Source organism: Pseudomonas umsongensis (assembly GCF_002236105.1).
GTDB classification, from domain to species: Bacteria; Pseudomonadota; Gammaproteobacteria; order Pseudomonadales; family Pseudomonadaceae; genus Aquipseudomonas; species Aquipseudomonas umsongensis.
Genome location: NZ_NIWU01000009.1, coordinates 37,970 through 63,223 on the forward strand (window position 1 = coordinate 37,970; position 25,254 = coordinate 63,223).

A 25,254-nucleotide genomic window follows, 5' to 3' on the forward strand; every position below is an offset into this window, starting at 1 on the left:
TGAATAAAATAACCAAATACATTATTTTTTCACGTCGTTATGCACACAAAACACCATCCGCCGCATTGCAGCCTCAAAAAACCACTTGTATGATGTCTATCAACTTAACCCGCTCCAGACATCTAAACAAAAACCATCGATGCAGGCGAATCCCATGAATCCTCAAGTACTCAAGTCCCTCCTCTCGCAAGACCTCCCTGCCTTTTCCTTTGACCGACCCCGACGCGACCCTGATCAAGGCGCTCGGTGCCTGGTAACTCGACAGCAATAACCGGCAGCCAGGCCGCCGCTATCACGCTCAAACCCGCATAAAAATAATCAGTGGGAGATTTGAATTGTGAACAATTCAAGCAACGCATCTGTCGTTCCAGAAAATGATTCGGTTCTCGCGCGCGCCGTGAGCAAAGTGAAGAGACATGTGCTCCCGCTTTTCGTGATCATGTTCATCCTCAACTACATCGACCGGGTCAACATCGGTTTCGTGCGCACGCACATGGAACATGACCTCGGGATTGGCGCTGCCGCCTATGGCCTGGGCGCAGGCCTCTTCTTCATTGGCTACGCACTGTTCGAAGTGCCCTCCAACATATTGCTGCAAAAGGTCGGCGCCCGGATCTGGCTGACCCGCATCATGTTCACCTGGGGCATCGTCGCCACGCTGATGGCGTTCATCCAGAACGAAACCCACTTCTACATCCTGCGCTTTCTGTTGGGTGTCGCCGAAGCGGGCTTCTTCCCAGGCGTGATCTACTACTTCACTCGCTGGTTGCCAGGCGTCGAGCGCGGCAAAGCCATCGCCATTTTCCTCAGCGGCTCAGCCGTTGCCTCGCTGATTTCCGGTCCGCTGTCGGGTGCCCTGTTGCAAATCGAAGGCTTTGGCTTTCACGGCTGGCAATGGATGTTCGCCATAGAAGGCCTGGCCTCGGTGTTCCTCGGTTTCTTCGTCTGGTTCTGGCTTGATTCCAAACCCCATGACGCCAAGTGGATGACACGCGAGGAGCAGGATGCGCTGGTCGGCGCCATCGATCAGGAGCAACGCGAACGTGAAGCCCTGACCAGCGTAAAACCGACCATTGGCAAACTCCTGAAAGATCGCCAGATCCTGCTGTTCTGCACCTTGTACTTCTGCATCCAGCTGACGATCTATGCAGCGACTTTCTGGCTGCCCAGCATCATCAAGAAGATGGGTGACCTGAGTGATGTACAGGTAGGTTTCTTCAACTCGATCCCATGGTTGATCTCGATCATCGCCATGTACAGCTTCGCTGCGCTGTCGGGCAGGTTCAAGTTTCAGCAAGCCTGGGTTGCAACTGCCTTGTTGATTGCAGCTGCCGGCATGTTCCTGTCCACCACCGGCGGGCCGATCTTCGCGTTCGTTGCCATCTGTTTTGCCGCCATCGGCTTCAAGTCGGCGTCATCGCTGTTCTGGCCAATTCCCCAGGGCTACCTGGATGCACGCATCGCCGCCGCCGTCATTGCACTGATCAACTCGATCGGCAACCTGGGCGGTTTCGTGGCACCCACGACCTTCGGTTTCCTGGAACAGACGACCGGGTCGATCCAGGGCGGCCTCTATGGCTTGGCCGGCACCTCGGTTCTTGCCGCGATACTGGTGTTTTTTGCCAGGACCTCACCCAAGCCATCACCCGTGCTGACACCACCGAACGCTGCTTCAACGCATGCGACAGTCAAAGCGCACTGACTCCATTGTTCGTTGAACGACCATACTCGTAGGAACTTGCCATGAACGCTGAACATTCTGCCAACGCCACCCAGTCACCTGTCGTCACCCATTTTCAAGTCATACCCGTCGCGGGCCACGACAGCATGCTGCTGAACCTGAGCGGCGCCCACGGACCATTCTTCACCCGCAACATTGTCATTCTCAAGGACAGTTGCGGTAATACTGGCGTGGGCGAAGTTCCGGGGGGCGAACGCATCCGTGAGACCCTCGAAGACGCTCGCGCCCTGGTGATCGGCCAGCCCATCGGCCAGTACCAACGCATCCTCAACCAGATGCGTAGCACCTTTGCATCCCGGGATGCGGCCGGTCGCGGCCTGCAAACCTTCGACCTGCGCATCACCATTCATGCGGTGACTGCGATGGAAGCCGCGCTGCTCGACCTGCTGGGTCAGTTCCTCGAGGTGCCGGTGGCTGCATTGCTCGGCGAAGGGCAGCAACGCGATGCGGTGAAGATGCTTGGCTACCTGTTCTACATCGGCGACCGCCATGTCACGGACCTGGCTTACCGTAACGAGGCCGACGCTGAAGACGACTGGTTCCGGATTCGTCATGAGAAAGCCATGACCGCCGAAGCCGTCGTGCGCCTGGCAGAAGCAGCGAGCGCAAAATATGGCTTCAACGATTTCAAGCTCAAGGGCGGTGTGTTGAGCGGCGATGAAGAAATCGAAGCGGTCACCGCGCTGGCTGAACGCTTTCCTGACGCACGGATCACCCTTGACCCGAATGGTGCATGGTCGCTTAAAGAAGCCATCCGTTTGTGCCGCGATCAGCATCACGTCCTCGCCTACGCCGAAGACCCGTGCGGTGCAGAAAACGGCTACTCGGGCCGCGAGGTCATGGCCGAATTCCGCCGGGCCACCGGACTGAAGACCGCCACCAACATGATCGCGACCGACTGGCGCGAAATGGGCCACGCCATTCAATTGCAATCGGTCGACATCCCGCTCGCCGACCCGCACTTCTGGACGATGCAAGGCTCAGTGCGTGTTGCCCAGATGTGCCACGAATGGGGCCTGACCTGGGGCTCGCATTCCAACAACCACTTCGATATCTCCCTGGCCATGTTCACCCAGGTAGCAGCCGCCGCACCGGGAGAGATCACCGCGATCGACACGCACTGGATCTGGCAGGACGGCCAGCGCCTGACCCGGGAACCGCTGAAGATCGAAGGCGGCTACGTAAAGGTTCCGACCCGACATGGCCTGGGCGTAGAGATCGACATGGACGCGGTGGCCAAGGCTCACGAATTGTACAAAGGCATGGGTCTTGGCGCGCGGGATGACAGCGTCGCGATGCAGTTCCTGATTCCGGGCTGGCGCTTCAACAACAAGCAACCTTGCCTGGTGCGCTGACTGACAGGTCCACAGCCAGGTGCCCTAACCCTAAGTTGCACCCTGGCGCCGCTTGCGGAACTCGGCGACCTTATGCCGGTTTCCGCACAGCGCCATGCTGCACCAGCGCCGTTTGTGCGCCTTGGTGCGGTCATAGAACATCAATGAACATTCCGCGTTTTCGCATTTGCGCACCAGATTGAAATCGCCTTCAGCCAACAACTCGGCAGCGGCATAAGCCAGCCGGCTCAGGCATTGGCTGGCGGCATCACCCTGACGGAAGCGATCCAGTACCGGCGCGCCGCCCTCCTCCCACACCAGTTGCGGCACCGCCGCCAACAGAAATGCATTCAACGCTGCCGGATCCGCCAGGCGATTTTCCCGGCGGGCTGCGACCAGGCCCTCGATGCTGTCGCGCAGCTTGCGCAATCGGGCGAGCAAATGCCCGTCGCTCCCTTCCACGCCTGTCACCCACCCGAACCCCGACTGCTGCAGCCACGACGCCGCATCGGAATCGGTGCCGAGCAAGTCTTGCCGCTGACCATCGACCATCATGCGGGTGTTCAGCAGGTCCAGCGCCGGGTGATCGGCCAGTAGCAACGGCGCAGGCAGTTCAAGGGGGGTGACGTCGTCAGTCATGGAAATCTCCAGGGAATAACCAGACAGATTGTAACCCATAAAAATAGTTTGACCAGTTACATAATCCATGCAAAATAGATTCAAGTAACCCGTAAAAACACTTTTATACAGTTACAGGATCAATGAACAATGACCACTTCCCGACACACCAACGTTGCCTACAAATTCGTCGAAGCCGACGGCGTCAAGGTGTTCTATCGCGAAGCCGGCGCTGTCGACGCGCCGGTACTGTTGCTGCTGCACGGCTTTCCCAGCTCGTCGCACCAGTTCCGCGAGCTGATCCCGCTGCTGGCGGACAAATACCGCCTCATCGCGCCGGACCTGCCCGGATTCGGCTTCACCGAAGTGGCGGCTGAACGTCACTACGTCTACACCTTCGATGCGATCGGCGAGACGCTGCGCCAGTTTGTCGATGTACTGGGACTCCAGCGTTATGCGATGTATTTCTTCGACTACGGCGCCCCCGCTGGCTTGCGCCTGGCGCTGGCTTACCCGGATCGGGTGAGCGCGATTGTTTCGCAAAACGGCAATGCGTATCTCGAAGGTCTGGGGGATGCGTGGGCGCCGATCCGCCAGTACTGGGCCGACCCGTCGCCCGCCAATCGCCAGGTGATCAAGGATGCCATCCTGCATCTGGAAGGCACGCGCTGGCAGTATGTGGAGGGCGTGAGTCATCCCGAGGTGATCGCACCCGAGGCGTACCATCTGGACGCGCTTCTGCTGGAGCGGCCCGGCAACAAGGACATCCAGCTCGACCTGTTCCTTGATTATCAGAACAACCTCGAGCTGTATCCGGCATTCCAACAGTTCTTTCGCGACACCCAGGTGCCAACGCTGGCGATCTGGGGCAAAGGCGACCCCTTCTTCATTCCACCGGGCGCCGAGGCCTATCAGCGCGACAACCCCAATGCGGTGGTCGAGTTGCTCGATACCGGCCACTTCGCCCTGGAGACCCACGTCGACCATATTGCCCGGCGCATCGTCGAAGTCGTGGGCAACGACATCAACTCAAACGTCGCGTAGTCAGGGCCCGGCATCCGGGCCCTGATGCTCAGGCCTGAGCCAACGCGCCATCGAACGCTGGCGTCAACCCCGACGACGCCAGCTTTTGCACAAAGGCTCCCATCCGCTGCTGCTTGTAGGCCTCCACGTCCAGTTCACGGTAATCGTAGAAACCCTGGCCGTCGCGCAGGCCGTTGCGGCCGTTGTGCATGTTGTCGGCAATCACCTGTGGCGATTCGAAGCGCGGCGCCAGCGCGCCACTGAGGTAATGCGAGGCGTAGTAGAGAATGTCGCCGCCACCCCAGTCGATGAACTCGAGCAGTCCCAGTACCGAGAAGCGCAAGCCGAAGCCAATGCGAACGGCTGTGTCGATATCCTCTGCGCTGGCCACGCCCTCTTCCACCATCCGTGCGGCTTCGTTCATCGCCAGTGCCTGGATGCGCGGCACGATATAGCCCGCCACCGGATTGCACACCACCGGCACCTTGCCGATGCGCTTGAGCAGTTGCAGCAGCCGCTCGACCACCTGTGGGCAGGTCGCGGCGCTGCGGCTGACTTCCACCAGCGGCATCAGGTGCGCGGGATTGAGCCAGTGCGCGTTGACGAAGCGCGCCGGCGTGCTGACCATTTCACTCAACTCGGTAACTAGGAAAGTCGAGGTGGTCGACGCGATGATCGCCGACGCCGGGACATGCTCGCTGACCCAGGCGAACGTCTGTTGCTTGGCCTCGATGACTTCCGGCACGGCTTCGAACACCAGCTCGCATCGGCGCAACGCCTCGCAGGCCCGGTCCCGGGTTTGCAGGGTCAAGCGCGATAGCGCGATGTCCGCCTGTTCCGGCTGGAGCACTCCGAGGCGAACCAGCATGAGCAGTTCGCCGCGGATGTTATTGCGCACGCGCTCGAAGTAGTCGTCGCGCTCATCCTCGGCGCGCTCCTTGATGTCAATGAGGGTAACCGGCAAGCCCGCATGGATGAAGGCCAGGGCAATGCCCTCGCCCATCCGGCCGGCGCCGACCACGCTGACCTGAGGCAATTCAATGCTCATGATTGAAAGCCCTTGGTCAGCAGTTCGGTCATCCGTTCGCGGTCGAGCCCGGCCAGACCGAGGTTTTCCAGGGTGCGGCCTTCGGCGTAGAGATCACGTTCGGCAACGACCGAAGCGATGCTCAGCAGGCCCTGGGCAACCGGGGTCGGCACACCGGCCCAACGGCCAACGGACACCAGGAAGGACAGGCCCAGGCGGGTGTCTTCGAGCATGTAGCGATGGGTCTGCAGGTCGATGTCTTCGCGCCAGTCACCGCTGTCGGTCAGCTTGCCATGGGCACCGCGACCGTACATCCACGCCTCGCCTTCGCTGGTGTTGTAATGGTCGGCCAGGGGAAAGTGCGGTGCGCCGTAGGTCAGTGCTTCACGCACGGCCATGCGCTCGGCGTCCAGCTGGTTGGTCACGCGACGAATCGACGGCTGGGTGCCTTCGTTATGAATGTCCCAGGCTTCGAAATGCTCCAGGGGACCTGCGTTCATCATGATCAGCGGTGGGTGGATGATGGGACCTGCGTTCATCAACGCACCGCTCAAGGCGTCTTCGATCGGTTCAACGCTCGGGTAGGCCTCGCGCAATACCGTGAAGGCGTGCTCGGACAGGTTGCTGGGGAACACGCCAGTCGGCAGGCGGGTCGCGTAGCAACTGATCACCAGCTCGCTGGCGCCATGCTTGCGTACGAGGTACGGCAGCGTACCGGTTTCAGCGAAGGCGACTTTGGCCAGGTTACCGGCATCAGCCATGGCCTTGGCAAACACGTAGCTGCCGAAAGTGCCCGGTGGCAGGAACACCACCTGGCCATCGCGCAGATGCGGCGCCACATGCCTGGCCAGGTCTTCGTGGGAGGTCGATGGCAGCGGGATGATCACCAGTTGCGCGTCGCCCAGGGCTTCGGCCAAATCGTCGGTGAACGACAGTTTGTCGCCAGGTTTGCCGACGGACAGCTGACGGGTACCCCGATAGTCCCTGATGGTCAGGCTGCCGATGGCCAGCAACTCTTTGAGCGCTGCCGAGTCGCGCCGCCACAGGCGGACCTGATGCCCCTTTTCAGCCATCTCGACAGCTGCGGCGTAGCAGCCATGTCCCCCACCCAGCACGGTAATATTCATCGAGTTGCTCCTCTTGTAAGAGACTCGATGCTATCGGGCTGCACCGCCACGGACTTTCCCGATTGCGCAGCCGACTGACGGATTACGCAGAAGTCTTAATGCTTGTGTCGGCGCAGGGTGTCCGACGGCAGGCAGCCATAGCGTTGCCGATAGGCACTGGAAAAATGCCCGAAGCTGTTGATGCCGTGGCGCAACAGGATATCGGTGACGCTTTCGCAGGTATTACCCTGTTGCAGCGATTCGTGGATCACCGCCAGGCGACGCTCACGGATGTACTCGACCGGCGCCTGCTGCAGAAACTGTTTGAAGCCGTTTTGCAAGGTGCGAGCCGAGACGCCACAGAGCTCGCTCAGGGTCGCCAGGCTGATCGACTCGCCAAGGTGCGCCTCGATGTAGTCACGGGCCTTCTTCACGTGGTGCGGCAGCGGCGCGCGCGAATCGATCAACAGATCCGTCGAGTAGTTATGTGGCAGCTGGGTGAGCAGCAGTTGCATCAGGTAATCGGACAAGCCGCTGGCGAGCCGCGATCCGTCCACGCCACTGCCGTACAGCCGGCAGATGTAGTCCAGGGTGTGATAAAGGCTGACCACACCGGCGCCCAGCGGGTCGACGCTGACATCGAAGATCACCGACTGCCGCAAGCTGCGCCCGAGCAGGCGTTGCAGTTGCAGCTGCAGGGCATCACGGTCGACGCGCAGGATCAGGTTGCGGCACTCGCCATCGGTGACGATGCGGCTTTGCGCGAACGGCGAGGAAACGCTCAGGCAGCCCGACTGCATCGCCGCACTTCGCCGGCCGTGGGCCACTTCGCAATGCCCCTGCAAGGTGATGCGAAACAGGTACTGATCGGCAATGTCGCCGATGTTGATCTCCACCGGCGCGCCATAGCGCAGGTCGAGCAGCGCCGAAGTACCGAAGAATACGCCGTTGAGCCGGGTATGGATCGGCTCGTCACGCAGCACGTTGAAACTGTGCGGACACAGGTAATGACTGACCTTGTCCTTGATCTCGCGGTAATCGGCCGAGCTGAGCAGGCTATGCCGCTCCAGTAGGTGTACGTCATTCAACATCGGGATTCTCCTGGCCTGGAAGTGCTTCAGCCCCGCTGCATACAAACGCAGCGGGGCCGAGGCACCGATCATGAACTATGACCAATCAAGCGCGGCTCGGATACTCCCGCGCATAGCTTTCGCGGAAACGCCGGCAACCACGCCAGAGCAACAACACGGTCAACACCGACGCACCGGCGATCACCAACGACATCGACGAGCCCACCGCTGCCGGCGAACCGAAGTAGCGGTCGGTCAACAGCGCCACCAGCGTGGTGCCCAGGCCCAACCCCAGCAGGTTGCTGATCAGCAGGAACACCGCCGAGACCTGTGCGCGTACCTGGTTCGGCGCGAGGATCTGCATCGCCGCCGTGGATGCCGGCATCGGGAACGAGGCGAAGAACATGGCTGGCACCAGCAGGGTCACCGACAGCCACAGCTGATCGGCTTGCGGGAACAGCACGGCCGGTACAGCCATGCCCAGGGCACCGATGACACCCGTGCGCATCGCCGCGTCCTGATGACCCTTCTTGGCCAGGTAGTCGGTGAGCCATCCACCGAACAGCACGCCGGCGGTATTGGCCACCAACAGCACGGTGCCGAGCATGTAGCCGGCCTCCATCGGCGACAGGCCGAACTTTCGGATGTACAACGCCGGGCTCCAGCTCATCATGCAAAAAAGCGCCATGGCGTAGAACGAAAAGCCCAGGTAATGGCAGGTGAAAGTGGCACGGTGACGACCCAGGAAGCGCAAGCCATCGCTCATGGCGACCTTCTTGGCTCGACCCTGGGCATCGACCTGCAGGCCTTTACGCGCCGGGTCGCGCACGGTCAGCCAGATCAACAGGCCGACCACGATACCGGGCAGGCCGACAATGAAGAACGCCAGTTGCCAGGCTTTCATCGCGCCGAGAAAGGCGACCTCGATGGTGTTCATGTCCTTGAGCATGGCGATCACATAGCCACCCACCAGGAAGGCCAGGCCGCCACCGACGAACGAGCCGATCGAGTAGATGCCCACGGCGCGACCGAGTTTCTCCTTGGGGAACATGTCGCTGAACATCGAGTAGGCCGAGGGCGACAGGGCCGCTTCGCCAACGCCGACGCCAATGCGCGCGAGGAACATGTGCAGGAAGTTCTTGCTCAGGCCGCAGGCTGCGGTCGCCAGGCTCCAGAACACCACGCCGACGGCGATGATCCTCGGCCTGGAGAAGCGGTCAGCCAGATAGGCGATGGGCATGCCCATGAAGGCGTAGAACAACGAAAAGGCCAGCCCGTGCAGCAGGCTGAACTGGGTGTCGCTGATCTGCAGGTCGGCCTTGATCGGTTCGATCATCAGCGCCAGGATCTGCCGATCCACAAACGAAAAGATGTAGGCGATCATGCACAGCGCCACCACGTACCACTCGTAGACGTAGGTTTTCTTGCGCTGCAGGACCGGGTTATCGACCTGTATATTCACTAGTCTTTGCTCCTATTTGTATTGTTATGGAGTCAATGCGCTTACCAGAACTTCCACGTGTAGGTCGTGGCGACACGGAACTCGTTGTAGTCGTAGCCGTACTTCTGTTTCACATCGATGTTACGCAGGTCCAGTCCAAGGCCTTGCAGCGCCCCGCTCTGTACCACGTAATTGAGCCCCAGGTAGCGTTCGCTTTCCTGGTTGTCGCTCAAGTTGCCGCCGCGGTCCCAGTTCGTGCCCTTGATGTAGCGCGTGTAGAATTTCAGCCCCGGCACGCCCATCCCGGCAAAGTCATAGCTGTAGCGCGCGCCCCAGGACTTTTCATCGGGGCGGACAAAACCCAGGGACGACCAGTGCACCAGGTAAGGTTGCGGGATATAGCCGTTCATGGTCGGGAACACGCTGTCACCGAGCATGCGCTGGTAACTGAGGCCGAACATGTGCGCCCCCTTGAGCAAGCTGAACAGGGCACCGTAGGAGCGGTTGTCAATTTCACCGTTCAAGGCACTGCCGTCTTCATTGTTATTGAAGTAGCGCAAGTCGGTTTTAAGTTTGTAGCCATTGCCCAGGTCAGCCATGTGCATCAGGCCGAAATAGTGCTGCTGGTAGATATCGTGCAGGACGCCGTAGAAGTAACTGGCTTGCAACGTCTTGCTGATGTCGTAAGTGACGCCGCCAAAATCCAGGCCGTCACTGTCGAGATTATCGGTGGAGCCAAACTTGTAGAGCTTTTCGTGATTGGAAGACTCCCGTGTCACGGCAGACCAGAAGCGGCCACCGGTCACGGTCAATCCGTCAATTTCCTTGGACTCGACCACGGCCCCTTGATAGATGGTATCCAGCTGTCGACTGGGGTCATCGAACGCCACCGGCAATTGCGGGCGCAGGTCACCCACCTTTAACTCGGTCTTGCTGTAGCGCATCTTGAAGGTCGCACCGGCGCGACTGTAGTCATTGGCAGTCTGTTGATCGCTCACACTGTACGGCAGCGAACCGTCGTTGCCCGAGGAATCCAGACGCACGGCGTATTGCGCATCCACATCCAGGCCAATGGCCAAGGCCGTGTCGGTGTAGCCGGAGGTAAATTGCGCATCGAAACCCTGAGACCAACTGTGCACTTCAGACACCGGTGCATGGGTGTTGGTGTAGTTTCGGTGCAAGTAGAAGTTACGCGTATCCACTTTGAAATGACTGTCATCGATCACATCGGCATGAGCTGCCAATGGCGAACAGATAACCCCGATCACACTGGCAATACCGAGCCCACGGCAAGATTGCTTCACCTGATATCTCCATTCTTATTGTTATGGGGTAAGCGCAAGGCGAGCTCAATGGAACAGTCCGCTACGACGACACGCTTCCTGTGTGCGCAAGGTAAGCGAGTAGACGCCGCGCCGGTATCAAGATGAACAGCATCCGAAGGGGGGAAATCTCCCGTGCGGCTAAAGGTTTCCCTTAGGCGAAGCAGGTAATTGGATAAATGCCGGATTCCGACACCCTCTGCCGGCAGCCGACAAACGCTCCGGTTTTATTTTCTTAATCTCCCCTGGCCCGACGTTCATCGCTTCACGTCGGCCCAATCAGTCCTGTCACTGCACATCCCGCTCCAGGCGCTAGCCAAGCGCACCAGGGTTGGGTTTAAGGAGAATAAGAATAATGAATCCAGGTTCTACATCAGCATTCGACCAGATACTCGAAACCGTCACCGTTGGGCAGCAGCGCGTCCCAGGCGTCGTTGCTGCCGTCACCGGGCGAGACGGTTTGCTCTACGAGGGTGCTTCAGGGCAACGAACGCTCGGTCAACCAGAGGCAATGACGACCGACAGTGTTTTCGCGATGTTTTCCACGACCAAGGCGATAACCGCCACGGCCGTGCTTCAGTTGGTCGAGGAAGGCCGACTGGATCTCGATGCGCCCGCCAGGGACTACCTGCCGATGATCGGCGAACTCAAGGTGCTCGAAGGGTTTGATAGCGACGGCACCCCACGGCTTCGCCCTGCGAAAAATCACATCACCACCCGAATGCTCCTGCTTCACACCGCAGGCCTGGGTTACGAATTCTTCAACGAACACTACAACAGGCTGGTCCAGGAGCAACGACAACCCAGCATCATCAGCGGATCGTTGGCTGCCCTGAAAACGCCCTTGCTGTTCGAGCCTGGTGAGCAGTGGGAATACGGTTCCAACATGGACTGGGCCGGCCTGGTGGTCGAGGCCATTACCGGCAAGCGCCTGGGTGAAGTCATGCAACAGCGTATTTTTGAGCCTCTGGGCATGACCGACACGGCCTTCACCATGACCCCGTCAATGCTCCAGCGACGGGCTGGCATGCACCAGCGTGAAGAGGATGGATCGCTGAGCCCGGTCGAAGGCTCCCTCCTCCCGCCGGAACCCGAAGTGCATATGGGAGGCCATGGCCTGTTTTCGACAGTCAAGGATTACTGCCTGTTCATCCGCGCCTGGCTGAACGATGGACAAGGCGATCACGGACGGATCCTGAAGCCGGAGACGATTCGTTTCGCCGAGCAAAACGGCCTCGACAACTTGAAGATAAAAGCCCTTCCCTGCGTGATTCCGAGTATTTCCCATACTGCGGAATTCTTCCCCGGCATGCCAAAGTCGTGGGCGTTGAGTTTCATGATCAACGAACAAGACGCTCCCACCGGTCGCCCTGCGGGCTCCTTGGCGTGGGCTGGATTGGCCAATCTCTTCTATTGGATCGATCGCAAGAATGGCATCGGTGGCTTTTGGGCCACCCAGATACTGCCATTCGTAGACCCTGTATCGACCCAGGGTTATCTGGATTTCGAAACGGCGGCCTACCGCAACCTGAGCCGCTGAGCCGGTTCCTGATTCACCCCTCTCTAAAACCTACAAAAACAAAAACAGGTGACTCATGGAGATCTCCACGCGTACCCCTGCGCGCGCTCGTTTCTCAGCTTGCGCATTGGATACTTCAATGATCGGTGCCGCATTGCTGCTGGCCACCCTGGCCGGCAACGCCCATGCCATCGATGTGGACGCCGGCGAATACGCCGCTGCGCTTCCAGCCGGCAGCAATATCGGCTTGCTCTACCTGCAGCATGCCGAGCGGCGGTCGCTCTACAGTGACGGTCACAAGGTTGCGATCAAAGCTGGACTCGACTCGGATATCGGCATACTGCGCGTCGCCAATTACCAGCAGCTGGGTGACTACACGATCAATACGCAGTTCCTGTTGCCCTTCGGTCGCCTGGAAGGAACACGCGACAACGACGCGTTGGGACAAACCAGTGGCACGGGTGATCTGATTCTGGCCTCGACCCTGTGGCTCGTGAACGATCCGGCGAAGAACCGTTACTGGGGCATTGCGCCCTACCTGTTCGTGCCGACCGGTAGCTATGACCGCAACGATGCACTCAACCTCGGTGAAAACCGTTGGAAGATGACCTTGCAGACCGGTTATGTGACCGGCCTCACTGACAGATTGTCCCTGGACCTCACCGCCGACGTCACGCTGTTCGGCAAGAATGACGACCTCACGAGTCAAGGCCTGACGTTGCGCCAGAAGCCGCTATGGCAAGCCCAGACCTACCTCAGGTACGCCGTGACACCCAAGCTGTCGGTGCACGTCGGCGCGTCTCAACTCTGGGGCGGCGAGACGCGCATCGATGGCCAGGACCAGAACGATGAACCCGGTACCAGCAAGTATCGTGTCGGAGGATCCTACTGGATGACCCCGACCTTCCAGGCCCTGCTCAATTACGGCCAGGACGTATCGGTCGACAATGGTTTCAAGGAAGAACAGCGGGTTAACCTACGGTTGCTGTGGGTGTTCTGACCCGCTGCGATTGGCTGGGTTGGTGGGCACCGAGAGTGGCTTTGACGTTACTCTCGGTGCCCTTTTTTTCATCAAGCCGCTAGCGCAACCGGCGCTGCAAGGTTTGTGACGGCAGTTCACTGAAACGCTTGCGATAGAGCCCCGCGAAATCACCCAGGTTCAGATAACCCCATCGAAAGGCAATGGCAGAAACTGTCGCGCCCGACGCTGGATCTGCCACTAATAAATCGCGGTGCACTCCCTGTAGCCGCTGCTCGCGCAGGAACGCACCGGGCGTCATACCGCGAAAGCGCGAGAAGGCCCCGCTCAATGCCCGCACGCTGGTCCCGACCGCACTGGCAACCTCTGCCATCGTCGGCAGGCTCGCTGCATTGGCACTCATGAATTCTTCGGCAGCCCTCACGTAGCGGGGCGCAATCCGGTTCTTTGGACTGTTGAAATCAAGTCCGGCTTGTGCGGCGCGGCCAGCCCACTCTCGCAACAGATGAACGCACAGCGCTTGCTGCAGATGAGCCCCCATACGTCCCTCAGTCATGTGTTCGCCAGCTTCGGCAACACACCGAACCGTGTACTCCAGCAGACTTAGCCAGCTCGAACCGACCCCACCGATGATGCACTTATGCCTCCAGAATCGATCGTCGGGCACGAACCCAAACCACTGCTGCGCCATCTGCTCCAACACTGCATGTGGAAGGGTCAGATTCAGTTGCAGGTGATCCGGATCCAGGTCAACCCGGTATTCGACACGACTGCAATCGGCAATGAAGGACTCACCCACTGCCGTATCTTCAGTGTCTGAACGTTGTGTCCAATGCCGGGCATTGCCGCCAATGGTCGTGAGCAGCAAGGCATTCCCCGCCTCAGGCGAAAAATCATCGACGCTCACCGCCACGCCATAACCAAAACGGGTCAGCGTCAACTCGCCAATCCTGGATGAATGCATGGTGGCGCGAGGCTTGATGGCTTGCCCTTTGGGGGTGACGCGATAGGGCATGTAAACGCGATCCGACCAGGCGCTGATTTCATCCCACTCGGTTGAAAAAACTTTGTGCTGCTGGCGTATCGGCTTGCCGCTGACATCTGTTAACAACGCATGGTCGAGAAGCATGAAGACACCTGTTTTTTATTTTTCTAGGGTCGGGTGAATGCTCTTGCTGGACTGGGATCATCCGGTGCCAGTGCCCCTGCGTAAAGAGCTTTTTGATGGTGACTGTCCCGTTCTGAAACAGTTGTACGGGTTCGATACAGCCCTGCCTTCGTCATACCTGTGCGCAATGCTCATTGGCAACGCATCACGCCCGGCGCCACGGCGTTTTTAGCAGGCTGGCACAGGCGTTGCTCCGGGGCTTGGGACAAAAATCACAACAACGAGGCCTCGCCCATGGAACACCTTCCACTGCATCCCAAGACCGTTGAATTCCTCTCCAGACGATCGCGCATGCTGATCGGCGCCGAATGGATGGACGCCGCCAGCGGCGCGACGATGGCCGTGCGCAATCCGGCCACCGGCAAGCTGCTGCTGGACGTGCCGTCCGCCACCCATGTCGATGTGGATCGCGCCGTGCAAGCCGCGCGACGCGCTTTCGATGACTCCGCCTGGAGCCACATGCGCCCACGCGAGCGGCAGAACCTGCTGTGGCGGCTGGCCGACCTGATCGAGCGCGACGCCCAGGTGATCGCCGAGCTGGAATGCCTGAACAACGGCAAGAGCGTGCAGATGGCACGCCTGGTGGACGTCCAACTGTCTATCGACTCCCTGCGCTACATGGCCGGCTGGGCCACCAAGCTCTCGGGCACTACTGTGGACCCGTCCCTGCCGCTGATGCCGGACAGCCAATTCCACGCCTTCATCCGCCGCGAGGCGGTTGGGGTGGTTGGCGCCATCGTTGCCTGGAACTTTCCCTTCATGCTGGCTTGCTGGAAACTCGGCCCGGCCTTGGCCACCGGTTGCAGCCTGGTACTCAAGCCTGCCGACGAGACCCCCCTGAGTGCCCTCAAGCTGGCCGAGCTTGTGCTGGAAGCCGGCTACCCCACCGGCGTGTTCAACGTGGTCACCGGCACTGGTCTTAACGCTGGCGCGGCGCTGAGCAATCACCCGGGAGTAGACAAGCTGACCTTCACCGGGTCCACCGAAGTGGGCAAGCAGATCGGCAAGGCGGCCATGGACAACATGACCCGCGTGACCCTGGAGTTGGGCGGCAAATCGCCAACCATCGTCCTGGCGGACGCCGACCTGCAGGTGGCCGCGGCCGGTGCCGCCAGCGCTATCTTCTTCAACCAGGGCCAGGTGTGCTGCGCCGGTTCGCGCCTGTATGTGCACCGCAAGCATTTCGACCGGGTGGTGGGCGACATCGTCGATATCGCCAATGGCATGAAGCTCGGTAACGGCCTGGACCCCAGCGTGGCCATGGGGCCGCTGATCTCCGCCAAGCAACAGGATCGGGTGCACAACTACATCGAGATGGGCCGCGAACTGGGCGCCACCATCGCCTGCGGCGGCGAGAAGTTCGGCCCCGGCTACTTCGTCCAACCCACGGTGATCGTCGACGTCGACCAGCAGCATCGTCTGGTGCAGGAAGAAATCTTCGGCCCGGTGCTGGTGGCCATGCCCTTCGACGACATCGACCAGGCCGTGCACCTGGCCAACGACAACAGCTACGGTCTGGGGGCCAGCATCTGGTCCAATGACATGAGCGCGGTGCACCGCATGATCCCGCGCATCAAGTCCGGCTCGGTCTGGGTCAACTGCCACAGCGCCCTCGACCCGGTGCTGCCCTTCGGCGGCTACAAGCTGTCCGGCGTCGGCCGTGAACTGGGTGCGGCAGCGATCGACCACTACACCGAACTGAAGACGGTAATGATCAAGCTGTAATCCCTTCTCAGGCTGGGGCCGGCTTGCGCGGTCTCAGCCTTTTCATCTCGGGTGATGCGTCATCGCTCACCACTCATTTGAAGGAACTGTCATGCCTCAATATGTCATCGAACGGGAAATCCCGGGGGCTGGAAAACTCTCGGCCGAGGAACTCCGGGCCATCTCGCAGAAGTCCTGTGCCGTGCTTGGCACCATGGGGCCTCACATCCAATGGCTACACAGTTATGTGACAGGCGACAAGGTCTACTGCCTGTACATCGCGGCGAACGAACAGTTGATCCGCGAACATGCCGAGCAAGGCGGCTTCCCGGCCAACAGCGTGGCCGAAGTGCTCGATATCATCGGCGCGAACACCGCCCGCTAGGACCTCGTGCGCAAGGCCGCCGCTCCTCTTGGAGCGCGGTCTTGCCCGTGGCGTTAATCTTCCTGCATCCCCTTGAGCTTGCGGTACAGCGTCGCGCGCCCGATCCCCAGGCTGCGCGCGGCAGCCGAGAGGTTACCGCCGCTCGCCTCCACCGCCGCCTTGATTGCGCGCTGTTTGGAGGCCAGCAGGGTATCCCCCGCCTGTGGCTGCGGCTGCGACTGCGGCTTGCCTGCCGCTGGCGAGGCCGGGGTATCACCAACCTCCATTACGTCGTCCGGCAGGTGCTGCAGGCCGATCTCGCCTTCATTCTCGGCCAGGGCGGCGGCCAGGCGCAGGGTCTGGTAAAGCTGGCGGACATTGCCAGGCCAGCGATAGGCCAACAGCGCCTGCAGCGCCGCCTTGTTCAGCCTGGGCGCCTGCTGTGCGGTGTTTTCGGCGCACAACAGGTGCTGGATCAGTTCCACTAGATCGTGCCGTTCGCGCAACGCTGGCAGCACCACGCGCAGGCCGTTGATGCGGTAGTAGAGATCCTCGCGGAATCCATGGTTGGCGCTGAGCTGCTTGAGGTCGCGGTGGGTGGCGCAGATCAGCGCGCAGTCCACCTTGATCACCTCGCTGCTGCCAAGGCGGGTCAGGCTGCGCTCCTGCAACACGCGCAGCAGGCGACCCTGCAGCTCCTGGGGCATGTCGCCGATCTCGTCGAGGAACAGGGTGCCCTTGTGCGCCTGTTCGATCTTGCCGCTGGCGCCGCCCTTGCGGCTGCCCGTAAAGGCACCTTCGGCGTGGCCGAACAATTCCGACTCGATCAGGCTGGCCGGAATGGACGAGCAGTTGATCGCGATGAAGGCTTCGCCAGCGCGGCTGCTGCCTTCGTGCAACAGACGGGCGAAGACCTCCTTGCCAGTGCCTGTCTCGCCGTTGATCAATACCGGGATGTCGCGGGCGAAGGCCTTGCGTGCGCGGGCCAGAGCCTCCTGCAGGGTCGGATCCTGCAGACAGGGGCCGGCTTGCGGCGGTGGCAGCGGCTCGGCGGTTTTCGCACGCGAGAGTACCGGAGGCTGTCCCCGCATCGGTTTCTGCCCGGGGCCGAGCGTGATGCAAGCATGCAGTTCGCCGCGGTGGTGACTGCGCAGGCGCAACGGCGCGCTGAGGTCGTGGCGGCAGTAACAGGTGGCATGAACGAAGGGCATGTCGAACAGTTCGGCGAAGTCCAGGCCGGTCTGGATCTCGCCGAGCGTCAACAACTGTGCGGCGATGCGGTTGGCGCAGCGCAGTTTGCCGGCAGGATCGAAGGCCAGCAGGCCTTCCAGTGGCGTGCCGAGGATGTCCAGGCGATGGTGCAAGTGCACCAGCAGCACATCGCCGAGCTGGGCGAACATGCGGTTTTCGATGGCACGCGCGGCGAACACCAGGGAATCGAGGGTGTACACCGAGGGCACGCCATGTTTGCTGCTGGCGTCCAGTACCCCGACTATGCCGCCATCCAGGCCGAAGATCGGCGTGGCCAGGCAGGAGAACTGGCGAGCCTCCTCCAGGTAATGCTCCTCGCCGACAAAAAATACCGAGTCGCGCTCGGTGAGGACGCAACTTGGTGCGGTGGTGCCGACGTTTTGTTCGGAGATCTGCGCACCGACGCGGAACACCTGATTCAACTCGCGGTTGTCCGGGCTGAGTCGGCCCAGGCTGCTGAGCACCACGCCTTCCAGATCGAGGCAGGCCAGCACCCAGTCTTTCGGCGACAGGGCGGCGTGCAGCTGCTCCATCTCCGGAGCGGCGCAGGTCAGCAACAGGCGATTGCTTTCAGCGATCTGCTCGCGACTGGCAACCACCGGCGCGTCAAACAGCAGATTGTCGCGCTGGCACAGGCCGTAATTCTGCGAGCGCTGCCAGGATCTCTCGATCACTTGTGAGTCGACGAAACGCTTGCGCGAAGGGGGTGTCGCGGGGCTGCTGGATTTGGGCATGGCATGCGTCTCGCGGCCGAATGTCTCGAAGTGGGCCAGCTCGACCCCAAGCCACTGTCTCAAATTGAGCCAGCGATACAGCGGGACTCTTCCCGCACTGCCTTCGACACTTCTTATTATTACTCAAGCCATTGATTTAAAAGCTTTTTTATTAAGCCATAAAAAGCTGGCACAAGCTCTGCTCAATGACTTCACGTTAGTCCGGATAACCGCTCCGGCACTAAGTTGATCATAAACAAAAACAATAAAGGTAATGTCATGAAAATGAGCACAGAGCCGGCTCCTCGTAGCCCGGGCTGGCCACCACACAAGTTTCGCCTGGCCCATCTGTTGCACGCTTCGCTCTTCGGCCTGCTGGCCGGTTTCTCTTGCAGCACCCTGGCGGTGGACGTCGATGCCGGCGATTACACCGCACTTCCCGAAGGCACCAACCTGGGCCTGGTCTATTACCAGCATGCCGAACGCAATGCCCTCTACTCCGACGGCCACAAGGTACCGATCGATGCCGGCCTGGATTCCGACATCGGTATTTTGCGCGGCGTGCACTTCACCAAAATTGGCGATTACATCGTCGACCCGCAGTTCCTCCTGCCGTTCGGCAACTTGCGAGCCAAGGATGATCTGCAAGACCTGGGCAACGACAGCGGCACTGGCGACCTGATCCTTGCCGCCACCGTCTGGCTGCTGAATGAACCGAAAAATCGCCGCTACTTCGGCATCACCCCGTTCCTCTACGTACCCACTGGGAGCTACGACAAGGACCGCGCGATCAACCTCGGCGAGAACCGCTGGAAGCTCGCCCTGCAAGCGGGCTATATCACCGGCCTGACCGAAAAGCTGACCCTCGATCTGGTCGGCGACGTGACGCTCTTTGGCCACAACGACGACTTCGGTAGAGCCAGCGAAACCCAGAAGCAGGACCCTCTCTATCAGGGCCAGGCTTTTCTACGCTACAACTTCACCGAGCGTTTCGATGTGCGCGCGGGCGTTTCGAAGCTCTGGGGCGGTGAAAGCAACATCAGTGACATAGATATGGACGACAAGCCGGGCACCAGCAAATTCACGGTCGGCACGTCGTACTTCGTCACCCCGAGCACCCAGTTGATGGTCAATTACGGGCAGGACATCGCGGTGGACAACGGCTTCGAGGAGGACAGCCGCATCAACTTGCGCATCCTGCAGCTGTTCTAGCCACCGCCGCTCGCCAGGGTCTCATTCCAATTTCAATAACAGGAGTCCTGCGTCTATGAACACGCAGTCTGCATCCCGAATTCTCGCTGGCCTGGCCTTCGCCTTGCTGGCGCCGCTGGCCGTCGCCGCACAGGTCGACCAGGCCGCCATCATTGCCAGCAAGCAAGACGGTAGCCAATGGCTCAGCCATGGCCGCACCTACGACGAACAGCGCTTCAGCCCCCTGGACCAGATCACCGCGAAGAACGCCGACAAGCTGGGCCTGGCCTGGTCCCTCGACCTTGATAACCACCGTGGCCTGGAAGCCACGCCGCTCTTCGCCGACGGCGTGCTCTACACATCGCTGTCCTGGAGCCGCGCGATGGCGGTGGATGCGCGCACCGGCAAGACGCTCTGGACCTTCGATCCGCAGATCGCCCGCGAAAAAGCCCGCGACGCCTGCTGCGACGCGGTCAATCGCGGCGTCGCGCTGTGGAACGGCAAGGTCTTCATTGGCACCCTGGACGGGCGACTGATTGCCCTCGATGCAAAAACCGGCAAAGAGGTGTGGAGCCAGCAGACCACCGACAACAGCAAGCCCTACACCATTACCGGCGCGCCACGTGTGGTGAAGGGCAAGGTCATCATCGGCAACGGCGGCGCCGAATACGGCGTGCGCGGCTACTTCTCCGCCTATGATGCCGAGACCGGCAAGATGGCTTGGCGCTTCTACACGGTGCCCGGCGACCCGAACCAGCCCTACGAACACCCAGAGCTGGCCGAAGCGGCCAAGACCTGGAAGGGTGACGAGTACTGGAAGCTTGGGGGCGGCGGCACGGTATGGGACGGCATGGCCTATGACCCTGAGCTGGACCTGCTGTACGTCGGCACCGGCAATGGTTCGCCGTGGAACCGCGAGCTGCGTAGCCCCGGTGGCGGCGACAACCTCTACCTGTCCTCGATCCTCGCGCTCAACCCGGACACCGGTCGGCTGGCCTGGCACTATCAGGTGACCCCGGGCGACTCCTGGGACTTCACCGCCACCCAGCAGATTACCCTGGCGACCCTGGAGATCGGCGGCAAGCCGCGCAAGGTGCTGATGCAAGCGCCGAAAAACGGCTTCTTCTACGTCATCGACCGCCAGACCGGCGAGCTGCTCTCTGCCGAAAAATTCGGCAAGGTCACCTGGGCCGAGAAGATCGACCTGGCGACCGGCAAGCCGGTGGAGGCGCCCGGTGTGCGCTACGAGAAAGAGCCTATCGTCATGTGGCCGAGCCCCTTCGGCGCGCACGGCTGGCATTCGATGTCATTCAACCCGCAAACCGGCCTGGTTTATATTCCCTATCAGGAGATCCCGGGTGTCTATCGCAACGAAGGCAAGGACTTCATAAAGCGCAAGGGCTTCAACACCGGCGCGGGCTTCTCCGACGCCACCGAGATTCCCCGCGAGGCTGTTTCCGGTGCATTGCTGGCCTGGGACCCGGTCAAGCAAAAGGAATCCTGGCGCGTACCCTACGATCACTACTGGAACGGCGGCACCCTCAGCACCGCCGGTAACCTGGTGTTCCAGGGTACGGCCAACGGCAACTTCGTCGCTTATTCCGCAGACAAGGGAAAAAAACTCTGGTCGTTCGGCGCACAGACCGGCATCGTCGCAGCCCCCATCACCTACAGCCTGGACGGTGAGCAGTACATCGCCGTGATGGCCGGTTGGGGCGGTGTCGCCCCGCTGATCGGAGGCGATGCCGCCGTCGCGCCGGGAGCCGGTAACCTCAGCCGCCTGCTGGTGTTCAAGCTCGATGGCAAGGCCTCCCTTCCGCCACTGCCGGAAAAAGCCGTGGTGGCGGTGAACCGCACGCCAACACCGGTCGACGCTCCCGCCGCGGATATCGCCGCCGGCCAGCAGTTGTACGGCGCCTACTGCTCCGTCTGCCACGGTGTGGGCGCGCAAAGTGGTGGCTTGATCCCCGATCTGCGCAATTCCGATGAATCGCGCCGCCACTTGTTCCAGCAGATTGTCCTGGACGGCGTACTGCGGCCGCTAGGCATGCCCTCCTTCAAGGACAGCCTCGAGCCCGCCGATGTCGAGAAGATCAAGCACTACGTCATGAGCCAGGAGTACGCCGCTTACCTCAAGGCACAGCAACCGGTTGCGGCCAAGGCCACGCCGTAGACGTAGCGTAAAAGTGGCGAGTCCGGATGACCGCGCTCGCCACCCTGCCGGGCAACTAACCAACCCAAAAACAATGAGGAACTCGATCATGTGGACCAAACCTGCCTACACCGACCTGCGCATTGGCTTCGAAGTCACGATGTACTTCGCCAACCGGTGACCCTGTAGTGACGGCATGAGTCTTGTGCTGTAACCGATGGCCCCTTCGCGAGCAGGCTCGCTCCCACAGGGGGAAGGCGATCTACTGTGGGAGCGAGCCTGCTCGCGAAGAGGCCGGTAATAACGCCTCATTTCTACGGCTGTTCGTTGGAGAACCGCAATGACCGACACCCCCATGTCCCCCGCCGAATTCGAAGCCGCCCTGCGCGCCAAGGGCGCCTACTACCACATCCACCACCCCTACCACGTGGCGATGTACGAAGGCCGGGCCACCCGCGAGCAGATCCAGGGCTGGGTTGCCAACCGCTTTTACTATCAGGTGAACATCCCCCTGAAGGACGCGGCCATCCTGGCCAATTGCCCGGACCGCGAGGTCCGTCGCGAATGGATTCAACGCCTGCTCGACCATGACGGCGCCCCCGGCGAAGACGGCGGTATCGAAGCCTGGCTGCGCCTGGGCCAGGCCGTCGGTCTCGACCCGGACCAATTGCGCTCCCAGGAACTGGTACTGCCCGGCGTGCGTTTTGCTGTCGACGCCTACGTCAACTTCGCCCGTCGCGCCCGTTGGCAGGAAGCGGCCAGCAGCTCGCTGACCGAGCTGTTCGCCCCGCAGATCCACCAATCGCGCCTGGACAGCTGGCCGCAGCACTACCCGTGGATCGACCCCACCGGCTACGCGTATTTCCGCACCCGCCTGGGCCAGGCGCGGCGCGATGTCGAGCACGGCCTGGCCATCACCCTCGAGCACTACACGACCCGGGAAGGCCAGGAGCGCATGCTGGAAATTCTCCAGTTCAAACTGGACATACTTTGGAGCATGCTCGATGCCATGAGCATGGCCTATGAGTTGAACCGCCCGCCCTACCATACGGTGACGAGTGAACGGGTCTGGCACAAAGGAATCCCCCTATGAGTTTCGATCGCAGCAAGACCCCGTCATGGCGTCCTGGCTACCGTTTCCAGTACGAACCGGCACAGAAAGGCCACGTGCTGCTGTACCCGGAAGGCATGATTAAACTCAATGAAAGCGCCGCGCTGATTGGCGGCTTGATCGATGGCGAGCGCAATGTCGCCGCGATTATCAAGGAACTCAACCAGCAGTTCCCCGATGTGCCTGAGCTCGGTGACGACATCGAGCAATTCATGGAGGTTGCCCGTGCGCAGCACTGGATCGAACTTGCCTGATTCATCCAGGCAAGTGCCGCCCAAGCCCGAGATCGGCCTGCCCCTTTGGTTGCTGGCCGAACTGACTTATCGCTGCCCGCTGCAATGCCCGTACTGCTCCAATCCGCTGGATTTTGCCGAACAAGGCCAGGAGTTGAGTACCGAGCAGTGGATCAAGGTGTTCCGCGAGGCCCGCGAGATTGGCGCGGCGCAGTTGGGCTTTTCCGGTGGTGAGCCGTTGGTGCGCCAGGACCTCGCCGAGCTGATTGGCGAAGCGCGCCAGCTGGGGTTCTACACCAACCTGATCACCTCCGGCATCGGCCTGACCGAGCAGAAAATCAGCGATTTCAAAAAGGCCGGTCTCGATCACATCCAGATCAGTTTCCAGGCCAGCGACGAGCAGGTGAACAACCTGCTGGCGGGCTCGAAAAAAGCCTTCGCGCAAAAGCTGGAAATGGCCCGCGCCGTGAAAGCCCATGGCTACCCGATGGTGCTGAACTTCGTCACCCATCGGCACAACATCGACAAGATCGACCGCATCATCGAGCTGTGCATTGCCCTGGAGGCCGACTTCGTCGAACTCGCCACCTGCCAGTTCTACGGCTGGGCGCAACTCAACCGGGTGGGGCTGCTGCCGACCCGGGAACAGCTTGTTCGTGCGGAGCGCGTTACCAACGAATACCGCGCCAAACTGGAAGCCGAAGGGCATCCGTGCAAGTTGATTTTCGTCACCCCGGACTACTACGAAGAACGCCCGAAAGCCTGCATGAACGGCTGGGGCAGTATCTTCCTGACGGTCACACCGGACGGCACCGCCCTGCCCTGTCATGGCGCCCGACAGCTGCCGGTGCAGTTTCCCAACGTGCGCGAGCACAGCATGCAGCACATCTGGTACGACTCGTTCGGCTTCAACCGCTTTCGCGGTTACGACTGGATGCCCGAGCCATGCCGCTCCTGCGACGAGAAAGAAAAGGACTTCGGCGGCTGTCGCTGCCAGGCCTTCATGCTCACGGGGGATGCGCGCAACGCCGACCCGGTGTGCAGCAAGTCGCCTCATCACGGCGTGATCCTCAAGGCCCGCGAAGAGGCCGAGCACGCGACCCAGACCATTGAACAACTGGCCTTTCGCAATGAACGAAACTCACGCCTGATCGTCAAGAACGGTTGAATGCGTTAACCCAGGATTCAGGGCGACGGCAAGTACGCCATCACACGGGACTCGCCCATCAGCAGCGGCTGATTGAGTTCCGCGCAGGCACGCAAATAGTCGGCTACCAGAGTGATCCGCTTGAGCTTGCGCAGATCCTCGCTGTAGTACATCCAGAACTGTCGAGTGACCTCGACCTCATCCGGCAGCACTTCACACAAGCGCGGGTCGGGACCGGCGAGGAAGCAGGGCAAAATGGCCAGCGCGCGGCCTTCCAAAGCCGCATGGTACTGGGAGACTACGCTGGTGCTGCGCAGGCGGCTGTGCGCGCCGGGCAGCAGGTCGTTCAGGTAGAGCAGCTTGAAGCTGAAGGCCAGGTCCTCGACATAGGTCACGAACGGGTGACTGGCCAAATCCTCGCTGCTGGTAATCGGTGGATGATCGGCCAGGTACTGCGGTGTCGCATACAGGCGCAAGCGATAGTCGCACAGGCGCGAACACACGTAGGGACCCCGTTCAGGGCGCTCCAGGGTGATGGCGATGTCCGCCTCGCGTCGCGACAGGTTGACGAAGTGCGGGACCGGCAGGATGTCCACTGAGATGTGCGGATAGTGAATGATGAAATGGCTCATCTGCGTGGTGATGAAACAGGAGCCGAACGCTTCGGTACAGCCGATGCGCAAATGCCCGGCGAGCCCCGCGGTGGTTCCCGATACCTGCTCGCACGCTGCCAGCAATGTACTTTCCAATGATTCGGCGTGACTGATCAGGCGTTGCCCCTCGACCGTCATGACAAAACCCGACGCACGGGACTTCTCGAAAAGCAGTGCGCCAAGGCTTTGCTCAAGGGCGCGGATGCGCCTCGACACCGTGGTGTAGTCGACCCCCAGGCGGCGTGCTGCGCCACTGGCGGTGCGCGCACGGGCGACCTCGAGAAAGAAACGCATATCGTCCCAATTCACTTGGTTTTGCGTTGTGCGATTTTGCATATTCATCAGGCTTTTCTGCCAATTCTTATTGGAAATTAGCCAACATATACT

Annotated in this window: 22 protein-coding genes; 13 read left to right on the plus strand and 9 right to left on the minus strand. The window is 60.8% G+C overall.

Annotated elements, in window-relative coordinates; translation table 11 throughout:
* The first annotated feature begins 337 nt into the window (after positions 1–337).
* Both PSUM_RS28530 and gudD read left to right on the plus strand, forming a co-directional pair.
* On the plus strand, positions 338–1,702 hold the full coding sequence (locus PSUM_RS28530) for an MFS transporter (protein ID WP_083348696.1): 1,365 nt from the start codon (positions 338–340) through the stop codon (positions 1,700–1,702).
* Between the two features lie 41 nt (positions 1,703–1,743).
* Positions 1,744–3,096 (plus strand): glucarate dehydratase, encoded by a 1,353-nt coding sequence (gene gudD / locus PSUM_RS28535; RefSeq protein WP_083348695.1) that lies wholly within the window; start codon positions 1,744–1,746, stop codon positions 3,094–3,096.
* Between the two features lie 30 nt (positions 3,097–3,126).
* On the opposite strand, the gene PSUM_RS28540 is transcribed toward gudD, so the two are convergent.
* A complete protein-coding gene (locus tag PSUM_RS28540) occupies positions 3,127–3,714 on the minus strand; it encodes a CGNR zinc finger domain-containing protein (RefSeq protein WP_083350138.1) in 588 nt (195 codons plus the stop codon).
* 129 nt (positions 3,715–3,843) lie between these two features.
* On the opposite strand from PSUM_RS28540, the gene PSUM_RS28545 reads away from it, so the two are divergent.
* The gene (locus tag PSUM_RS28545) at positions 3,844–4,737 is read left to right on the plus strand and encodes an alpha/beta fold hydrolase (protein WP_033044830.1); all 894 of its coding nucleotides are present in this window, start codon (positions 3,844–3,846) and stop codon (positions 4,735–4,737) included.
* A 28-nt stretch (positions 4,738–4,765) separates the two neighbouring features.
* Here the strand turns inward: PSUM_RS28545 and PSUM_RS28550 are convergent, their stop codons facing one another.
* The 5 genes from PSUM_RS28550 to PSUM_RS28570 form a co-directional block, all read right to left on the minus strand.
* On the minus strand, positions 4,766–5,764 hold the full coding sequence (locus PSUM_RS28550; RefSeq protein WP_083348694.1) for a 3-hydroxybutyryl-CoA dehydrogenase: 999 nt from the start codon (positions 5,762–5,764) through the stop codon (positions 4,766–4,768).
* Complete coding sequence (locus tag PSUM_RS28555) at positions 5,761–6,870, minus strand: NAD/NADP-dependent octopine/nopaline dehydrogenase family protein (RefSeq protein WP_020801117.1); 1,110 nt, start codon at positions 6,868–6,870, stop codon at positions 5,761–5,763. Before PSUM_RS28555 ends, PSUM_RS28550 begins: the two co-directional genes overlap by 4 nt.
* Before the next feature lie 95 nt (positions 6,871–6,965).
* A complete protein-coding gene (locus PSUM_RS28560) occupies positions 6,966–7,940 on the minus strand; it encodes an AraC family transcriptional regulator (RefSeq protein WP_083348693.1) in 975 nt (324 codons plus the stop codon).
* Positions 7,941–8,025: 85 nt separating this feature from the next.
* The gene (locus PSUM_RS28565; protein ID WP_033044825.1) at positions 8,026–9,381 is read right to left on the minus strand and encodes a spinster family MFS transporter; all 1,356 of its coding nucleotides are present in this window, start codon (positions 9,379–9,381) and stop codon (positions 8,026–8,028) included.
* Between the two features lie 41 nt (positions 9,382–9,422).
* Entirely contained in the window at positions 9,423–10,664 is a 1,242-nt protein-coding gene (locus tag PSUM_RS28570; protein WP_020801120.1) for an OprD family outer membrane porin, read from the minus strand.
* Positions 10,665–11,037: 373 nt separating this feature from the next.
* On the opposite strand from PSUM_RS28570, the gene acmB reads away from it, so the two are divergent.
* Together acmB and PSUM_RS28580 are read left to right on the plus strand one after the other, a co-directional pair.
* Complete coding sequence (gene acmB / locus PSUM_RS28575) at positions 11,038–12,222, plus strand: methyl acetate hydrolase AcmB (protein WP_020801121.1); 1,185 nt, start codon at positions 11,038–11,040, stop codon at positions 12,220–12,222.
* Between the two features lie 55 nt (positions 12,223–12,277).
* A complete protein-coding gene (locus PSUM_RS28580) occupies positions 12,278–13,201 on the plus strand; it encodes a transporter (protein WP_033044824.1) in 924 nt (307 codons plus the stop codon).
* Between the two features lie 79 nt (positions 13,202–13,280).
* Here the strand turns inward: PSUM_RS28580 and PSUM_RS28585 are convergent, their stop codons facing one another.
* On the minus strand, positions 13,281–14,309 hold the full coding sequence (locus tag PSUM_RS28585) for an AraC family transcriptional regulator (RefSeq protein ID WP_083348692.1): 1,029 nt from the start codon (positions 14,307–14,309) through the stop codon (positions 13,281–13,283).
* A gap of 273 nt (positions 14,310–14,582) precedes the next feature.
* Here PSUM_RS28585 and PSUM_RS28590 point away from each other — a divergent pair, with 273 nt between their 5' ends.
* Complete coding sequence (locus tag PSUM_RS28590) at positions 14,583–16,073, plus strand: aldehyde dehydrogenase family protein (protein WP_033044822.1); 1,491 nt, start codon at positions 14,583–14,585, stop codon at positions 16,071–16,073.
* A gap of 91 nt (positions 16,074–16,164) precedes the next feature.
* Positions 16,165–16,437 (plus strand): DUF4242 domain-containing protein, encoded by a 273-nt coding sequence (locus tag PSUM_RS28595; RefSeq protein WP_083348691.1) that lies wholly within the window; start codon positions 16,165–16,167, stop codon positions 16,435–16,437.
* A 53-nt stretch (positions 16,438–16,490) separates the two neighbouring features.
* Here PSUM_RS28595 and PSUM_RS28600 read toward each other — a convergent pair whose 3' ends face one another.
* Positions 16,491–18,401: a sigma-54-dependent Fis family transcriptional regulator gene (locus PSUM_RS28600; protein WP_083348690.1), complete on the minus strand. Its 1,911-nt coding sequence runs from the start codon at positions 18,399–18,401 to the stop codon at positions 16,491–16,493.
* 258 nt (positions 18,402–18,659) lie between these two features.
* On the opposite strand from PSUM_RS28600, the gene PSUM_RS28605 reads away from it, so the two are divergent.
* The 6 genes from PSUM_RS28605 (at position 18,660) to pqqE (ending at position 24,235) form a co-directional block, all read left to right on the plus strand.
* On the plus strand, positions 18,660–19,592 hold the full coding sequence (locus PSUM_RS28605; RefSeq protein WP_020801127.1) for a transporter: 933 nt from the start codon (positions 18,660–18,662) through the stop codon (positions 19,590–19,592).
* 55 nt (positions 19,593–19,647) lie between these two features.
* Positions 19,648–21,744 carry a PQQ-dependent dehydrogenase, methanol/ethanol family gene (locus PSUM_RS28610; RefSeq protein ID WP_083348689.1) on the plus strand — a complete coding sequence of 699 codons (2,097 nt, stop codon included), beginning with the start codon at positions 19,648–19,650 and terminating at the stop codon, positions 21,742–21,744.
* An 88-nt stretch (positions 21,745–21,832) separates the two neighbouring features.
* Positions 21,833–21,904: a pyrroloquinoline quinone precursor peptide PqqA gene (gene pqqA / locus PSUM_RS28615; protein ID WP_003243383.1), complete on the plus strand. Its 72-nt coding sequence runs from the start codon at positions 21,833–21,835 to the stop codon at positions 21,902–21,904.
* 159 nt (positions 21,905–22,063) lie between these two features.
* Positions 22,064–22,816 carry a pyrroloquinoline-quinone synthase PqqC gene (pqqC, locus tag PSUM_RS28620; RefSeq protein WP_033043061.1) on the plus strand — a complete coding sequence of 251 codons (753 nt, stop codon included), beginning with the start codon at positions 22,064–22,066 and terminating at the stop codon, positions 22,814–22,816.
* Entirely contained in the window at positions 22,813–23,088 is a 276-nt protein-coding gene (gene pqqD / locus PSUM_RS28625; protein ID WP_083348688.1) for a pyrroloquinoline quinone biosynthesis peptide chaperone PqqD, read from the plus strand. Before pqqC ends, pqqD begins: the two co-directional genes overlap by 4 nt.
* Positions 23,060–24,235, plus strand: a complete 1,176-nt coding sequence (gene pqqE, locus PSUM_RS28630) for a pyrroloquinoline quinone biosynthesis protein PqqE (RefSeq protein WP_083348687.1) — start codon at positions 23,060–23,062, stop codon at positions 24,233–24,235. The genes pqqD and pqqE overlap by 29 nt, the downstream gene beginning before the upstream one ends.
* Positions 24,236–24,252: 17 nt before the next feature.
* On the opposite strand, the gene PSUM_RS28635 is transcribed toward pqqE, so the two are convergent.
* The gene (locus tag PSUM_RS28635; protein ID WP_080725407.1) at positions 24,253–25,209 is read right to left on the minus strand and encodes a LysR family transcriptional regulator; all 957 of its coding nucleotides are present in this window, start codon (positions 25,207–25,209) and stop codon (positions 24,253–24,255) included.
* Positions 25,210–25,254: the final 45 nt, after the last annotated feature.

Bases quoted from the DNA above. Each gene is read 5' to 3' on its own strand.
- gudD (WP_083348695.1), top strand. From the start codon at position 1,744: ATGAACGCTGAACATTCTGCCAACGCCACCCAGTCACCTGTCGTCACC.
- PSUM_RS28540 (WP_083350138.1), bottom strand. From the start codon at position 3,714: ATGACTGACGACGTCACCCCCCTTGAACTGCCTGCGCCGTTGCTACTG.
- PSUM_RS28545 (WP_033044830.1), top strand. From the start codon at position 3,844: ATGACCACTTCCCGACACACCAACGTTGCCTACAAATTCGTCGAAGCC.
- PSUM_RS28550 (WP_083348694.1), bottom strand. From the start codon at position 5,764: ATGAGCATTGAATTGCCTCAGGTCAGCGTGGTCGGCGCCGGCCGGATG.
- PSUM_RS28555 (WP_020801117.1), bottom strand. From the start codon at position 6,870: ATGAATATTACCGTGCTGGGTGGGGGACATGGCTGCTACGCCGCAGCT.
- PSUM_RS28560 (WP_083348693.1), bottom strand. From the start codon at position 7,940: ATGTTGAATGACGTACACCTACTGGAGCGGCATAGCCTGCTCAGCTCG.
- acmB (WP_020801121.1), top strand. From the start codon at position 11,038: ATGAATCCAGGTTCTACATCAGCATTCGACCAGATACTCGAAACCGTC.
- PSUM_RS28580 (WP_033044824.1), top strand. From the start codon at position 12,278: ATGGAGATCTCCACGCGTACCCCTGCGCGCGCTCGTTTCTCAGCTTGC.
- PSUM_RS28585 (WP_083348692.1), bottom strand. From the start codon at position 14,309: ATGCTTCTCGACCATGCGTTGTTAACAGATGTCAGCGGCAAGCCGATA.
- PSUM_RS28590 (WP_033044822.1), top strand. From the start codon at position 14,583: ATGGAACACCTTCCACTGCATCCCAAGACCGTTGAATTCCTCTCCAGA.
- PSUM_RS28595 (WP_083348691.1), top strand. From the start codon at position 16,165: ATGCCTCAATATGTCATCGAACGGGAAATCCCGGGGGCTGGAAAACTC.
- PSUM_RS28600 (WP_083348690.1), bottom strand. From the start codon at position 18,401: ATGCCCAAATCCAGCAGCCCCGCGACACCCCCTTCGCGCAAGCGTTTC.
- PSUM_RS28605 (WP_020801127.1), top strand. From the start codon at position 18,660: ATGAAAATGAGCACAGAGCCGGCTCCTCGTAGCCCGGGCTGGCCACCA.
- PSUM_RS28610 (WP_083348689.1), top strand. From the start codon at position 19,648: ATGAACACGCAGTCTGCATCCCGAATTCTCGCTGGCCTGGCCTTCGCC.
- pqqC (WP_033043061.1), top strand. From the start codon at position 22,064: ATGACCGACACCCCCATGTCCCCCGCCGAATTCGAAGCCGCCCTGCGC.
- pqqD (WP_083348688.1), top strand. From the start codon at position 22,813: ATGAGTTTCGATCGCAGCAAGACCCCGTCATGGCGTCCTGGCTACCGT.
- PSUM_RS28635 (WP_080725407.1), bottom strand. From the start codon at position 25,209: ATGAATATGCAAAATCGCACAACGCAAAACCAAGTGAATTGGGACGAT.